The organism is Lachnoanaerobaculum sp. (assembly GCF_057250505.1).
Map to the genome: position 1 here is coordinate 119,092 of NZ_DBHIEQ010000001.1, position 15,938 is coordinate 135,029.

The 15,938-nt window shown below is 39.1% G+C and carries 15 protein-coding genes; 1 reads left to right on the forward strand and 14 read right to left on the reverse strand.

What is annotated here, in order from left to right; all coding sequences use genetic code 11:
- Nucleotides 1–145 precede the first annotated feature (145 nt).
- The gene (locus ACO6FI_RS00665; RefSeq protein WP_485455659.1) at nt 146–1,093 is read left to right on the forward strand and encodes a putative ABC transporter permease; all 948 of its coding nucleotides are present in this window, start codon (nt 146–148) and stop codon (nt 1,091–1,093) included.
- 26 nt (nt 1,094–1,119) lie between these two features.
- Here ACO6FI_RS00665 and ACO6FI_RS00670 read toward each other — a convergent pair whose 3' ends face one another.
- Genes ACO6FI_RS00670 through guaB form a run of 14 tightly spaced genes read right to left on the reverse strand, consistent with a single transcriptional unit; the run spans nt 1,120 to nt 15,922 of the window.
- On the reverse strand, nt 1,120–2,328 hold the full coding sequence (locus tag ACO6FI_RS00670) for a CCA tRNA nucleotidyltransferase (protein ID WP_485455660.1): 1,209 nt from the start codon (nt 2,326–2,328) through the stop codon (nt 1,120–1,122).
- A 2-nt stretch (nt 2,329–2,330) separates the two neighbouring features.
- Nucleotides 2,331–3,770: a proline--tRNA ligase gene (gene proS, locus ACO6FI_RS00675; protein WP_485455661.1), complete on the reverse strand. Its 1,440-nt coding sequence runs from the start codon at nt 3,768–3,770 to the stop codon at nt 2,331–2,333.
- 6 nt (nt 3,771–3,776) lie between these two features.
- Entirely contained in the window at nt 3,777–3,932 is a 156-nt protein-coding gene (locus ACO6FI_RS00680; RefSeq protein WP_167345161.1) for a hypothetical protein, read from the reverse strand.
- Complete coding sequence (locus ACO6FI_RS00685) at nt 3,910–4,932, reverse strand: hypothetical protein (RefSeq protein WP_485455662.1); 1,023 nt, start codon at nt 4,930–4,932, stop codon at nt 3,910–3,912. The genes ACO6FI_RS00680 and ACO6FI_RS00685 overlap by 23 nt, the downstream gene beginning before the upstream one ends.
- Before the next feature lie 4 nt (nt 4,933–4,936).
- On the reverse strand, nt 4,937–5,650 hold the full coding sequence (locus ACO6FI_RS00690; RefSeq protein WP_485455663.1) for a LytR/AlgR family response regulator transcription factor: 714 nt from the start codon (nt 5,648–5,650) through the stop codon (nt 4,937–4,939).
- Between the two features lie 18 nt (nt 5,651–5,668).
- Entirely contained in the window at nt 5,669–6,841 is a 1,173-nt protein-coding gene (locus tag ACO6FI_RS00695; protein ID WP_485455664.1) for a ribose-phosphate pyrophosphokinase, read from the reverse strand.
- Nucleotides 6,842–6,851: 10 nt separating this feature from the next.
- Nucleotides 6,852–7,877, reverse strand: coding sequence for an ATP-binding protein (locus ACO6FI_RS00700; protein ID WP_485455665.1), 1,026 nt, complete (start codon nt 7,875–7,877; stop codon nt 6,852–6,854).
- Between the two features lie 20 nt (nt 7,878–7,897).
- The gene (locus ACO6FI_RS00705) at nt 7,898–9,112 is read right to left on the reverse strand and encodes a DnaD domain protein (protein ID WP_485455666.1); all 1,215 of its coding nucleotides are present in this window, start codon (nt 9,110–9,112) and stop codon (nt 7,898–7,900) included.
- Between the two features lie 36 nt (nt 9,113–9,148).
- Nucleotides 9,149–10,525 carry a UDP-N-acetylmuramate--L-alanine ligase gene (gene murC, locus ACO6FI_RS00710; protein ID WP_485455667.1) on the reverse strand — a complete coding sequence of 459 codons (1,377 nt, stop codon included), beginning with the start codon at nt 10,523–10,525 and terminating at the stop codon, nt 9,149–9,151.
- Between the two features lie 22 nt (nt 10,526–10,547).
- On the reverse strand, nt 10,548–11,117 hold the full coding sequence (locus ACO6FI_RS00715; protein ID WP_485455668.1) for a flavin reductase family protein: 570 nt from the start codon (nt 11,115–11,117) through the stop codon (nt 10,548–10,550).
- Nucleotides 11,107–11,868, reverse strand: coding sequence for a shikimate kinase (locus ACO6FI_RS00720; protein ID WP_485455669.1), 762 nt, complete (start codon nt 11,866–11,868; stop codon nt 11,107–11,109). The genes ACO6FI_RS00715 and ACO6FI_RS00720 overlap by 11 nt, the downstream gene beginning before the upstream one ends.
- A gap of 7 nt (nt 11,869–11,875) precedes the next feature.
- Nucleotides 11,876–13,537 (reverse strand): putative manganese-dependent inorganic diphosphatase, encoded by a 1,662-nt coding sequence (locus ACO6FI_RS00725; protein ID WP_485455670.1) that lies wholly within the window; start codon nt 13,535–13,537, stop codon nt 11,876–11,878.
- A gap of 9 nt (nt 13,538–13,546) precedes the next feature.
- Entirely contained in the window at nt 13,547–14,464 is a 918-nt protein-coding gene (locus ACO6FI_RS00730; protein ID WP_485455671.1) for a nucleotidyltransferase family protein, read from the reverse strand.
- Nucleotides 14,465–14,467: 3 nt separating this feature from the next.
- On the reverse strand, nt 14,468–15,922 hold the full coding sequence (gene guaB, locus ACO6FI_RS00735; protein WP_485455672.1) for an IMP dehydrogenase: 1,455 nt from the start codon (nt 15,920–15,922) through the stop codon (nt 14,468–14,470).
- Between the last annotated feature and the right edge of the window lie 16 nt (nt 15,923–15,938).

Sequence of the window (15,938 nt, forward strand, 5' to 3'; positions counted from 1 at the left end):
TTCACTCACTTTCAAAGCTCTTGACCCCGACATCATACTATAGCATAAAATAAAGTCTAATAGTTAATTTTTAAAATATTTTATGAATTTTAATAACTTGTAGATATATCCCCTCTATGATATTATTACTACATTGGAGGCGTACATGACAAGATATACTTTACTGCAATGGATTGCATTTTTTTACATATACTGTTTTTTCGGCTGGTGCTTTGAAAGTAGCTATGCAAGTATCAAAAACAAAAGACTTGAAAACAGAGGATTTTTAAGGGGGCCTTATATACCCATATATGCATTCGGTGCCATATTTGTACTTATAATTACAGACTCGTTTCAGGGAAATATCCTAGGTGTATACTTTTCAGGAATGATTGCTGCAACAGTACTTGAATATATCACAGGCTATGTGATGGAAAAACTTTTTAAAGTAAAATATTGGGACTACAGTGACCATAAATTTAATTTAAACGGCTATATATCACTTTCCACCTCTATAGCCTGGGGCTTTTTATCTGTTGCACTTACAGATTTTTTGCAAGTAAATGTATACAAATTTGTCTCCTCATTGGCTAAAACCACACTGAAAACATCTGTAATTATTATAAGTATCATATTTTTTTCAGATTTGCTTCTATCTGTCAAGGCGGCATTCAGCCTTGCAAGAGCATATGCAACTCTTATGAAAGCTAAAGCTGAATTTGGCGAAGTCGGAGCGAAACTCACAGGTATGGCTGAGGGCTTTGTCAGCGAAACTCAAAGTAAGCTGACAAGTATCAGAGACAGTGTATCCAATCAGGTAAACAGAGCAAATGAATATATCTCAGGCGGCAAAGTAAGCCTGTCGGCGTTAAAGGCCGATATCGAAGGGAAACTCTCCTCACTTTCAAACTCGGTGGCTTCAAAATCACCTGCATATCTTGACTTAAAACGCAGATATGAATTAGCAAGAGAAAAGTACAACTTAAACTTCCCGAAAATAGGTAAAGTGATGTCATTCTTTATCAGAAATATGATTAAGGGCAACCCGGGACTGAATAAGAAGTATTTGGATCAGATGAAGGAACTGGTTGAAAGCAGAAAGAATAATAAATAAAAAACTGCGAGTCAAATCGCAGTTTTTTATTTGAATTCTTTTGCCAATCTTAATAAACTTGACTTTTCATTGTTCATCGGATTTTCTATCACTTTCTTTAAAAGAAATTCCAAGACCTCACCGATTTTAGGGCCTTTTGAGATACCGAGATCCATCAAATCCTTGCCTGTAATATCAAGCATACTGATTTCATATGCTTGTTTTTCCTTCATTATCAGACTGTACCTGTTATCTATATCATCTATCTTATCAAGAATATCTTTATTCTTTTTATCAGTCCTTAAAATTTCAATATAGTCACAAAAAAGATCTACACCGATTCTGTGCAACGACCATCTTATATCTTCATCCGAACTTGGCAACGGATTTTTCAACTCTTTTACAAGCAAATATGTATTATTTTTTGTGGCATTGTCCGATTTAAGTTCAAAGAGTATCTTCTTTACAGCTTCAACATTTTCAATGTTCTCCAAAAATGCAGCCCAGTACATATGTTTCTTATTGGGAAACTTTCTCGGATAAAAATCATATATATTTTCATCAAGCTTTGAAAACTCTTTTCCGATATATCTGTAGAGTCCGCTTGTATAAACCATCTTGATATTTTGTGCAAAATCTCCGCAAAGCGACTTGTTGAGCTCCACAAAGATTCTCTCCTTGCTGACCTTTGATAAAAGCTTCGCTCTTTCTCTTATCGCCTCAAATGTATCATCATATATCTTAAACCCCAGCTGTGCTGCAAATCTGACTGCACGAAGCATTCTCAGTGCGTCTTCATCAAATCTCTTTCCGGCATCACCTACAGCCCTTATGATACCGTTTTGCAAATCTCTTCTACCGCCAAATAAGTCTACAATACCTTTATTAGGCGAATACGCCATCGCATTTATGGTAAAGTCTCGCCTGCACAAATCCTCTGAAAGGTTTTTACTGAACGATACGCTGTCAGGATGCCTGCCGTCGGAATAATTACCGTCTATTCTGTATGTGGTAAGCTCATATCCCACACCGTCCATAAGCACCGTTATGGTGCCGTGTGCAATACCCGTATCAAATGTCTTTTTAAAGATTTTCTTCATATCTTCAGGAAGCGCATCTGTAGTGATATCCCAATCTGTAGGGGTCTTTTTTAGGAGGCTGTCTCTTACACAACCTCCCACTGCAAAGCCCTCAAAGCCGTGCTCTTTTAGGCTCTCTATGATATTTTTAACATTCTTAGGTAAATCAATTATCATCCTTAATATGCTTTTCCCCAATATACCATCTTCTTTGCCTTCTTGCCGCAGCAAACGCATACATCACTTATCTGCTCCTGTGCCTCAGGCATACATCTTGAGGTGGCGCCTGCCACTTCCTTAATCTTATCCTCACAGGCTCTGTCACCGCACCACATAGCCTTTATAAATCCCGGCTTATTGTCTGCAATGTCCTTGAACTCGTCCATAGTTCTCGCTTCATAAGTATGTGCATCTCTATGTGCAAGTGCGGTCTCATACATATTTGTCTGAATATTTTCAAGACATTCCTTAGTGTCACTTTCCACATTGTCAATTGAAACAAAGCTCTTCTCTCCGGTATCTCTTCTGACAAATACACATTGGTTATTCTCGATATCCTTAGGTCCGATTTCAATTCTTAACGGAATACCTCTCATCTCGGACTCCGCAAACTTAAATCCCGGACTCTTCTCGCTGTCATCAAGCTTTACTCTGATACCTGCTGCCTTTAATCTGTCATAAAGAGCATTTGCAGCATCAAGTACACCTTCTTTATGTGCCGCTACAGGTATGATATTTACCTGTACCGGTGCAATATGAGGCGGCAACTTAAGTCCCGAGTTGTCACCATGTACCATGATTACGGCACCTATAATTCTGGTGGTCATACCGAATGATGTCTCAAATACAGGCTTAATCTTATTGTCCTTGTCTGTAAATGTTACATTGAAAGCCTTTGCAAAGCCGTCACCGAAATAGTGGCTTGTACCTGACTGCAATGCCTTACCGTCATGCATCAGTGCTTCTATTGTATAAGTAGCCTCGGCACCTGCAAACTTTTCCTTATCTGTCTTTATACCTCTTATAACAGGTATTGCAAGGTCCTTTTCAAAAAAGTCTGCATACACTTCAAGCATCTGTACAGTTCTGTCATGTGCTTCTTTTGCGGTAGCGTGAACAGTATGTCCTTCCTGCCATAAGAACTCTCTGGAACGAAGGAACGGTCTTGTAGTCTTTTCCCATCTTACTACAGAACACCACTGGTTCAAAAGCTGCGGAAGATCTCTGTAACTTTTTACAACTCTGGAGTAGTAATCACAAAACAAAGTCTCTGAAGTAGGTCTGACACAGAGTCTTTCATCAAGCTTCTCCATTCCGCCATATGTTACCCAAGCCACCTCAGGTGCAAATCCTTCTACATGGTCAGCCTCTTTTTGTAATAAACTCTCAGGGATGAACATAGGCAGATAGCAGTTTTCAATACCTGTCTCTTTAAATCTTCTGTCTATCTCATTTTTCATATTCTCCCATATAGCATATCCGGCAGGTCTTATTACAAGGCAACCCTTTACACTGGTATAGTCCACCAACTCCGCCTTAAGTACAATATCCGTATACCACTGGGCAAAATCGGTGTCCATGGAAGTAATCTCTTCTACAAGCTTCTTTTCCTTAGCCATTTTTATTTAATCCTCAATATCTTCCTTAATTTCTTTTTTCTTTCTGATTACAAGATCAGATTCGGCGTCATCAATCCTTCTCTTTAAATAAAAGTAAATAATGATGCCTACAATGAATAATATAACAATCAATGCAATCTCAATTATGTTTCTTATTAACATTGCCCCTCGATTTTTCTCTTCTCTTCTTATTTACCCATTTGAATGCATCTATCATCGGCAGAAGCACAATAGCAATCCACCATGTATATGCACCTGCAGCCAAGATTGTAACACCGTCATATCCGTTAAAGCTTCTTGAAACTTTCGCACTTTCATTCTGAACCGGTGTAGCTTCAACCTTTTTACCCACTGCCTTTGTATTATTCTCACCTTGTTTTTGTACAGCTTTTGTCTTATCAGCGGCAGCACTCTCAATCACATTTGATTCATCTGTTTTTTCCGATACGGTATCTTTTGAATCGTTAGTTTTTGTATCTGTCCCGACACTGTCTTTTTTTGAAACTGTATTTTCCGTTTTTCTTTCACTTACCTTACGGTTTGTACCGCCTTTAGACTTCTTTTCCGTCTTTTTATTGTCGGTTTCACTGACAGTATTCTTAGTATCAGGTACAGACTGTTCAGGTAAACTCTCACTCTTTGACGGCAGAGTTTTATCGCTCAAAATTTTAGACTCACCGGTATTATTTACCGGTTCAGCATTTCTTTTTTTCTTTGAACTGCCATGATGCTTAGCTCTATCAAACTTTTTGGAATTGTCTGTAGGCTTTGACGACTCCGGTGTTACTGAAGGCTGTGATTCCTGTGGTACCGTCGGCTCAGGCTGTGGCGGTAAAACCTGTTTCGGAATCAGTCTCGGAATACTCTCAAACTCTACATGAAAAGCTCCGTCATCAGATGTGTATCCTCTTTTTCTCATTCCGTCTTCAGTATATGTAGGCTCCTTTATAATCACCCACTCGCCATGTGTATCATCTGCCGTCCTGGGTATTTCATTTCCGCCCGTTGTATTATTATGTGTGGAGTTGCTACCGGTATGTACATTCGCTCCGACATAATAGTTACCTGTCCCAAGCTGCGAAGCATCGGCAACCGCACCGTTTATCGCTATAAACACCGTTGCAAGAGCCAACGCTCCCATCGCTTTATATTGTTTTTTCATTCTATCACCCTACTGCATTTTCTTTCATTGCCTCTTTCAATCCGCTGTAATACTTTCTGCCTACCGGAATCTCAGTGTGATCAATCAAGGTAAGACCGTCATAAGCGAATGTCTTTATATACTGCAATGCTACTAAAAATGATCTGTGCACTCTTATAAAACCTTTTGTAAACAATAAGTTATCAAGCTTTCCTATAGTGGAAATAAACTCAAAACTTTTGCTTGCATAGTACACGGTTATTATTTTTCCTCTAACTTCAAAATATTTTATATCGTTGATTGCAATATTCCTATACTCACCTATACCTGTAAAGAGCATATACTCTTTTGACTTTTCAGACGCCGTCTCAAAAACATCCTTTATAATCTTTACAGTCTTGGCGCTGTCAGTCTCACCTTTTACAATATAATTAAAAGCTCTTACATCAAATGCTTTTAATATATGTTCCTTAGAGACTGTAGTAAACACTATTTCACCGATATATCCCTTAGAACGAAGTTTTGATGCTGCCTCCATACCGTCAGGTCCCGGCATATTTATATCTAAAAACATCACATCAATAAGTTCTAACTTATCTTCCAGTTCAAAAAGCATCTGCTTGGCGGTTTCAAAAACCTCAAACTCCGCATCATAGCCTTCAGACTTTGATATATGTGTGGCGACTTCCAATAAATTGTTTCGTTCTATTGGATTATCATCACATATCACTACTCTCATAACCCAAAACCTTATATCTTATTTATTTTTTACCTTATCCAAGAAGTTGTTGATTCTGTTTGTAGGTGTCAACAGACCGCTTATAGTGGAATCATGGTTCAGATTGTCGATAATAAGCGCTACATACTTGCTCATCTCAATACTGTGATAATAAGGTCTGCTCAAAAGATCCGGTGACTGATATACCAAGTTGGTTGTGAATATACCGTCTATAATACCGTCCTCATAGTACTGGTCGAATCTTGCAAATCCGTTTGTAAACAGTCCGAATGTGGCACATACAAAAACTCTTCTTGCTTTTCTCTTCTTGAGTTCCTTTGCCACCTCCTGTACGCTCTCTCCTGAGGATATCATATCATCAATGATTACAAGGTCCTTGCCCTCTACATCCGCACCCAAAAACTCATGTGCGATAATCGGATTTCTGCCGTCCACAACCTTGGTGTAGTCTCTTCTCTTATAGAACATACCCACATCAAGCTTAAGCATATTTGCAAAGTAGATGGCTCTTCTCATACCGCCCTCATCAGGTGAAATGATCATCATATGATCGGAATCTACCTGAAGGTCCGGGAAATTTTTTAAAAGTCCCTTAGTATACTGATATATAGGCTGAACAGTCTCAAATCCCTTAAGCGGAATTGCATTTTGTACTCTCGGGTCGTGTGCATCAAATGTTATGATATTTTCCACGCCCATATTTGTCAGCTCCTGCAGTGCCAATGCACAATCAAGTGATTCTCTGCCTGTCTTTTTATGCTGACGACTCTCATATAAGAAAGGCATTATTACATTTATTCTTCTTGCCTTTCCGGCTATTGCCGCAATGATCCTCTTCAAATCCTGAAAGTGGTCGTCAGGTGACATATGATTTATTTTTCCCGAAAGTGAGTATGTCATAGAATAATTACATACATCTACAAGCAAATATAAATCATCACCTCTTACAGACTCCTCAATAGTTCCCTTTGCCTCACCCGAGCCGAACCTTGATATGCTTGACTTTATAATATAGTTGTCCTTTTCGTACTCTGAAAATAAAAGTGTACCCTTATGCTCACTTTCTCTCTCCTTACGCCATCCAACCAGGTAGTTATTTACTTTTTTTGTGAACTCCTCCATACCCTTAAGCGGTATAAGCCCAAGCGGCCCTACAGGAACAGTGTCTATTTTTTTATCTTCGTATAGCATTTTCCCTCCATCATAACCTTGCTCTAATATCATTTCCGTACAACCTGATATAGATGAAACTTTTCCTTATACGGGATGTAACTCTCTCACTATAGGTGTCTCTCATCTTGTCAAGACTTAAGTTCGTCGATATTATAGTAGATTTTTCGGTGTTAATCCTACGATTTATTATATGGAAAAATTCACTGGTTGTAAAGTGATTGAAAAGTTCCGAACCCAAATCGTCAATTATAAGCATATCACATTCATAAACTTCATTTACAAGCAGCAAATATTTCTGTTCTTCACTTTTTTCGATATTAACCTTTACCAAGGTCTCAAACAGCTCTTTCGCACTCAGATAAATAACTGAATAGTATCTGTCAAGCAGCACTTTTGCTATACAGTTACTGAGATAAGTCTTTCCGACTCCCGTACTGCCGCTGAATACAATACTTCTTCTGTCACTTTCTCCCTGTTTGTTTGTAGACACTTCATTTCTTTTTCTGCCCATGTTAAAATACTTATCTGTAAACGCTTCACAAAATCTTTTCACTCCGTCCATGTACTTGGCGTTTGTAATATTTTGTGAAGGTAAAAGATATTTATCATCGTAGTACTTAAATGAAAAGTTATCGAAATTTTCTTTACTCACTATATGTTCCAAGTTTGACTGCGCATATAAAAGCTTTCTTATCTTTGCCTGCAGGCAGTGACATTTCCTACCTTCTATGTAGCCCGTATCCTTACAGTCGTTGCAGTCGTACTCCATCTCCATATAGTCTGTGGGAAAACCTGCTTCTTTTAAAAGTATCTCTTTTCTTTTTTTAATACCATCAATATCTTTTTTAAGATTGAGACTTGAAAAATCTCCCGACCTTAAGCTTTCCTTATACCTTGATACCGCAAGGCTACCGGTTGAAGAATTGAGTTCTCTCATCTTGGGTATCTTTTCATATACCTCCTCTATTCTTCTGACCTGTGCAGCCCTGTTGTTTGCTCTTATGTTTTCATATTCTCTCATTATTGCATTATATGAGGAATTATCTATAGCCATATATCTCCTTTACGCCTGCACTACATCTTGTTCAGCTCATTCATAAACTTATCCTGCATATCGGAGTCTATATTGTCATTTCTTTGTTCAAAGTTATTGAACTTGGATGTGGAAGCTCCTCCTGCCGGTCTGTTTGCAGTCTTTGCCTTCTCGCCATGCTTCTCATCAAGTGCCTTTATATCGTCAAGTGTACGAACATTCTCCTTATACCATCTGGTAAGTATGCCGTCCGCATAGGTAAAACTCTGTGAAGAAGTATTGAGTACCGTTCTGCTGATGGCTTCCACCACTATTTCAGGGCTGAAGCAGTACTCATCAAACCACTTCTTTACAAATCTTGACTCTACAGGTGCCAAAACTCTGTCATAAATTCCGAATGCCTTAAGCACCGCTCTGTTCTCATTGTAGAATTTTACATTGTCCTCTTTGGCTTCCTCCACTGTAGTAACACCTTTTTCATGTAAAGAAAGTGCTATCTTTTCAATATAGCTGATATTCTTCTTTCCCTTTTGTACCGAAATCTCTGCTATATACTCCAAAAGATCCTTTGACATTCCTATAACATCATAAAGATAAGCAAGTTTCTCGGTATCTGTAGGCGTAAAAATCTTTTCCGTATATGTCTGTACACAAAAAACCAGTTCTTGGAAGTCCTCATCCGATCTTAACTTTGTCAAATCCACGAGGCTTCTGTCAGGAAGCTTAGGAGGATCAGGCTTACAAGGTTCAATTACAGGTTCTTCTTTTTCTTCAACCTTTTCCTCTAAATTTGCCTCCTCTAAAGCATCTGTAGGCTCATCCCTTGTTATATCTGGCTCGTTTTTTGCTTCTTGCGTATTTTCATCCGCATCCTTATTTATCTGTCTTCTTTTATAGATTTCATTTGCGGCATTTAAGATACGCCTTGCCTCTTCAAGTTCTTCTTTAGAAGGAAGGTTCTTTGTAAGAAGAATCTCTTCAAAGTCGTCTTCCTTGCCGAGCTTTGCGATATTTTCTTCCCTCTCAATCAGTATACCGATTTTACACCAGTACGCTATCGCTCTCTCAACATCTTTTATGGTAAGTTCAAGGGCGTCCGCTATGATCTCGGGATTTATCAATCTGTCAGCATTTCTCAGCATAAAAAGATACACTTTTATATAATCGCCGTTTGCCTTTAGCATATATTTATCTATAAATTCTGACGGCAAACTTACAATACTTGTTATGTCCGCCTTTAAAAAATCGTACTTCATAGCTCTCCCTTTGTTTTAAATCTATAACTTTATAAATTATTTTCCAAGTAAAAACTCGCCCACTCTTAAGATATCTCCGGCGCCCATGGTGATAAGTAAATCACCCTTTTTAAGCTCCTCCAAAAGATAATTTTCTATCTCATCGAAAGTCTCAAAACTTGTAGAATTTCCGCCAAGTTCATTTATCCTCTTTGAGAGAAGATTTGAACTCATTCCAAGATTGTCCGTCTCTCTGGCAGGATAAATCTTTGCGATTATTACCTCATCCACATTCTTAAGCACATTTGCAAAGTCGTCAAAGAATGCCTTTGTTCTGGTATATGTATGCGGCTGGAATACCACAACAAGTCTGTCATGAGGATATCTCTTTGCAATATTCAATGTGGCAGAAATTTCACTTGGGTGATGTGCATAGTCGTCAACTATTGTGATTCCGTCAAGCTTTCCCTTGACCTCAAATCTTCTGTCCACACCCTTAAACTCCAAAAGTCCTTTTCTTATATCTTCGATACTTACTCCAAGTTCAAAGGCAACACAAATAGCCGCCAGGGCATTGTATATATTGTGGTTTCCTCCTACACAAAGCTTTACATCCTCATATGTCTCTTCTTTATGTACAAGGTCAAATGTAGGATATCCCAAAGCGTCGTATCTTATATTTGCGGCATAGCAGTCACTGTTTTCGGTTCCGTATCTTACCACATTTCCTTCATAACCTTGTGTGATTTCTCTGTTGTTTTTAATCTTGTCATTTATTATTATACAACCCTCAGGACTTGTATTTTTTACGAAATTCTTAAAAGAGTTCCTGATATCGTCCAAATCCTTAAAGAAGTCAAGGTGATCCTCTTCGATATTTAATATAACACCTACTGTAGGATATAACTCAAGGAAACTGTTTGTATATTCACAGGCTTCCGTAACAAATGTGTCACCGCTACCTATATAAATATTTCCCTTTATCTTCTTTACGATACCTCCTACAGAAATGGTAGGGTCAAGCTTTGTATCAAGTAATATATATGACAACATAGAGGTTGTGGTGGTCTTTCCATGTGTACCGCTTATTGCTATGCTCTCTTTAAACTTTGACATTACATAGCCGAGAAGCTCTGCTCTGGTCATCATCTTTATATTCTTTTCTTTAGCCGCAATAAACTCAGGGTTGTCCTTATGTATGGCAGCCGTATATACAAACAAGTCTATATCATCGCCGATATTCTCTCTTTTTTGACCTACAAATATTTTTACGCCTCTTTCTTCAAGATCCTTTGTCCTGTTATTTGCCTTTGTATCGGATCCGCTCACTTCAAAGCCCTTTTCCAAGAGTACTCTTGCAAGTCCGCTCATACTTATACCGCCGATACCGCAAAAATATATGTGCTTTATTTCGTCAAATCTAATTTCTTTCAAAACCGTGCCTCCCGGGTTTATCTTATTTTCTTGTTTTCTTCTTTTTCACACTGTAACCGAAGGTACCGATTACCTTTGACAGCCCTATGTACTCTCCATGATTATATACTACCATGTCGGCTTTTGTCAGGTCAAATTTGTTTTTTTCATCCATATATTTTCCGTCCACATTCACAGCAACAACTTTTGCTATAAACATATGATGTGAACCGAGTTCCAAGATGTTTTCCACCTTACACTCGATACATACGGGACTTTCCTTAACAGACGGAGCAGCTACCACTTTTGATGGCAACTGCTCTATCTTCATAACCTTCCATTTATCGATATCTCTACCTGATTTTACGCCACATTCATCTGCCGTTTTTGCCAACTTTTCATTTGTGAGATTGATAACAAACTCACGTGACTTTTTTATTATATCATATGAATATCTGCTTGGTCTAAGAGAAATATACACCATAGGCGGATTTGTGCATATGGTACCTGTCCAAGCCACGGTGACAATATCACTTCTTTCACCGTCGCTGCAACTTACCATTACCACCGGCACCGGATACAACATATTCCCCGGTTTAAAATCAATTCTCATTCTTCTTAAAATATCTCTTTTTATTTTTTCTCTGATTATTATCAGCTTTTCTGTCAGTTTTTTGCAAGGTAGAGCTCTTTACAAATCTTTCCTTTTTTGATACATCCTTTGAAATTTTCTCTTTTTGAGTCTTTTCCTTAGGTTTATCTTTACTTGACCTGCCGCTCTTTTCTCTTACATTCTTTTCCTTACCGTTCTTGTTTTTTGGAAACCTTCTACTCTTAAAGTTTCTTTTTTTCTTCGGCTTTTCACCCAAAATCTCACAGATTTCGTCAATGGTCTTTGCCAAAGTCTTTTTCATCTCGTTGACCGTGATATCCGCATACTTTTCATAGAGCGGTGTTCTCTCAAGGTAGAGGTCTTTTAAAGTCTGACCTTCTTTTAAAGTGATTCCTCTTTCTCTCAAATCTCCGAGTCTTGACTTTATAGCGGTATATGAAAGCTCCAGGTATATCACAACACTGATTTCTTTCAGATGTTCCATAGCCTTTTCGCCGTATACCACGCTGCCTCCCGGAGATATGATACTGTCCGTCACATCAAGTGAAGCATTGACCTCATCCTCTATCTCTCTGAAGCCGTCATCACCATGCTCCTCGATAAGCTCCTTTAAAAGTTTACCGTACTTTTCCTGAATCACTATATCGGTATCTACAAACTTTTTCCCAAGTCTCTTAGCTAAAACCACTCCGACAGAAGATTTACCTGATGCAGGCATACCGATCAATGTAATATTAGTCTTTCTTCCCATATCTCTCCTACATCTGTATTCCCACTACAAGACTCGGTACAAGCTGTTTCTTTCTTGACACTACCGATGCAAGTTCTATAACCCCGGCATCACTTACATCATAACTTCCCTCATCCAGTCTGAACGCCTTCATTACAAGTGACATAGCTCCCTGACCTACACATATAAGTCTTGTAGACTGCTCCAATATATTTGTCAACATAAAGAACATCATATCTTCTTCGCTGTTTTCGTGAAGCTTTATAAGGAAAGGCATCAGTCTGCTTTCTATCTCACTTAACTCTTCTTCATTGAGTGAGCTTATCTGACCTATTCCTATAGTACTCTTTCCAAGTGCAAATGTCTTATAGTCCTGATGGAATATCTGTTCGTCGGTCTTTCCCTTTAAGTTGCTTGCAGATGCAAACATCTGATTTGCATACTTTTCTATATCTATACCTGCAATCTTTGCAAGTGCAAGTCCTGCCGCCTTGTCAACTGCAGTACAGGTAGGCGATCTGAAAAGCAAAGTATCCGAAATGATTGCGGAGCACATAAGTCCCGCTATATTCGGCGGTATCTCCACTCCCTTTTCCTGATACATCTGATAGATAATTGTAGATGTACATCCAAGCGGCTGATTTCTGAAATAAACAGGTCCTATAGTCTCTATGGTGCCCAGTCTGTGGTGATCGATAATCTCAAGTACATTTGCATGCTCGATTCCGTCCACCGCCTGACTTCTTTCATTGTGGTCAACCATTATAACTCTCTTACCCTTGGCACCAAGTAAGTTTCTTCTTGAGAACATACCCAGATACTTGCCGTGCTTGTCAAGAACAGGGAAGTCTCTGTGTCTTACATTTGCCATCACATCCCTTACATCATCCAGATAATCCTCATTTTCAAATGTAATAAGATTTTCAGTCTTCATAAAGTAGTTTATCGGCATGGACTGATTGATAAGTCTTGCAACGGTAAAACTGTCATATGCTGTTGTAATAACTGTGGTACCGTGGTCTTTTGCAATCTTTTGAATAGTCTTTGAAGCACCTGCACCCTCACATACTATTATACAGGCAGCACCCATCTCAATAGCACAAAGCTGCATCTCATATCTGTTGCCCAGTATTACAAGGTCGTCCTTTTCGATATAAAACTCCATCATATCGGGATTTGCTGCGGCAACTACCACCTTACCTTCATTAAAGTATGCTTCTTCATCTCCTACCACCAAAGTACCTTCCAAAGTCTCGATAATATTTGAATATCTGGTATTTGCTTTTGCAAGTATTCTGCTGTCATAGATATTCATATATGAGTTTGCAATATCACTTACAGATATTATTCCCTCAAGACCGCCGTCTTCATTTACTGTAGGCAAGGTCACAACATCAAGTTCCTGCATAAGTGACCATGCCTTTTTAAATGAAATATTCTTATCAACACCCCTTATATGCTTTATATCGATATCCTTTATCTGGGTCTTGACACTTTCAGTAAGCTTAGGCGGTTTAACCTTGAAATAATTCAATACAAATTTGGTTTCCTCATTGATTTCTCCGGCACGCCTTGGTGAAAATTCCCCCTCTTCAGTTTTTGACTTTAGATCGGCATAACTTATAGCCGCACAAATTGAATCTGTGTCCGGGTTTTTATGACCCACTATCAATGTTCTAAGCTTTGACATAATTTCCTCTTAACTAAATATTTTTTCAGGGTATACTCCCTTATCCACTAAGGCTCTTATTGAATTTACAACAAGCTCCTTATCTTCTTTATAGGTTACTCCGAACCACTTATCGTGGCTCTTCAACACCTCTACACTTGCCTTTCCGGATTTGATTGCCTCATCTATCACTGAAGGTAAGAGGTATTCGCTTTTTAACTCATTTGTCATATTCTTTAAAAACTTCGGAAAGCCTTCCTCAAGAATATTCAAGAATTTCGGTGTAAGCCCCCACATATTCATTGAAACAATATCGTCCAAATCTATATCTCTTTTTTGCTTGTTTTCATCCACAGCACTCAAAACTCCGTCCTTTAACTCTATATCAAAGGTCTCGGTCACATCTACAAGCTTGTTGTCCGCATCCGCCTTACAAACTCCTCTTGTAACTCCTCCGTTGTCCGAGAGTGTGTTCTTTAAAACAAAGCCGGCCATACAAAGGTCAAGTTTCTCACTATTTTCCTTCATATGATTCTTCATATAGTCATACACTACCTTAAAGCCCTCTTTACCGTAGTAATCATCCGCATTTATTACTATAAAAGGCTCGTTTACAAGTCCCTTTACAGACAAAAGTGCCTGTCCTGTACCCCACGGCTTAGTCCTGTCTTTCGGACAGGTGAATCCTTCCGGCAAGTCGTCAAGCTCTTGAAAAGCGTAGTCCACATCTATATATTTTTTTATTCTGTCTCCGATAATCTCTTTAAAATCTTTTTCAAGGTCATGGCGTATAATGAAAACTACCTTGTTAAATCCCGCTTCTTTTGCGTCATATATCGAATAGTCCATTATAATCTCACCGCCCGGTCCTACAGGTGCCAGCTGCTTTATTCCGCCGCCGAATCTTGAACCGATACCTGCCGCCATAACCACTAATGTTGCGTCCATGTTTTACTCCTCTGATGAATAGTTAGGTGCCTCTTTTGTTATATGTATATCATGCGGGTGACTCTCTCTTAAAGATGCCGCACTTATCTTTATAAACTGTGCACTCTCTTGTAATGTAACGATATCCTTTGCACCGCAGTAGCCCATACCTGAACGAAGACCGCCCAGAAGCTGGAATACGGTATCTTCTACAAGACCTTTATATGCAACTCTGCCTTCTACACCCTCAGGCACAAGCTTCTTTGCATCTGTTTGGAAATATCTGTCCTTGCTGCCCTTTTCCATAGCTGCAAGTGAGCCCATACCGCGATAAACCTTATACTTTCTGCCCTGGTAAAGTTCAAAATCTCCCGGAGACTCATCACATCCTGCAAACAGTGAACCCATCATACATACATTTCCGCCTGCTGCAAGTGCCTTTGTAATATCTCCCGAAAACTTGATTCCGCCGTCTGCAATAATAGGAACACCGTATTCCTTGGCTACGGTGTAGCAGCTCATTATCGCACTTATCTGCGGCACACCAATACCTGCCACAACTCTGGTGGTACATATTGAACCCGGTCCTATACCGACCTTGACACAATCTGCACCTGCCTCTATAAGCGCCTTTGTAGCTTCACCTGTAGCAACATTTCCCGCTATGACCTGAAGAGCAGGATATTTTTCTTTGATTTTCTTTATACAATCTATTACATTCTTTGAATGTCCGTGTGCCGAATCAAGTACCACAACATCCACCTTTGCCGCTACAAGCGCATCACACCGCTCAAGCACATTTGCGGTGATTCCAAGTGCCGCACCGCAAAGCAGTCGGCCTTGCGAATCCTTTGCGGAATTCGGATACTTTATCTGCTTTTCAATATCCTTTATTGTAATAAGTCCCTTAAGGTTGCCGTCTTTATCAACTATCGGGAGCTTTTCCACTCTGGCCTTTGCCAATATTTTCTTGGCTTCCTCCAAAGTAGTGCCCTCAAGTGCCGTAACCAAATGATCTTTAGTCATACACTCCGATATCTTCTTTGTATAATCTTCCTCAAACTTTAGGTCTCTGTTGGTAATGATACCTACCAATTTCTTCCCTTTAGTTATCGGAACTCCTGAAATTCTGTATCTGGCCATAAGTTCATTGGCATCTAAAAGAGTATGCTCAGGTGAGAGATAGAAAGGGTCTGTAATAACGCCGTTTTCCGAACGCTTTACTTTATCCACCTCGCCTGCCTGTTCCTCAATACTCATATTTTTATGGATTATTCCGATACCGCCCTGTCTGGCCATGGCTATTGCCATTCTATGTTCTGTAACTGTATCCATTCCTGCACTCATCAAAGGAATATTTAATTTAATATTCTTTGTTAAATATGTAGAAATATCGATCTGATTTCCTATAACCTCCGAATATGCCGGTTGCAATAATACATCATCAAATGTGATGCCTTCCCCTATGATTCTTGCCACTGCTTTTTCTCCTTTT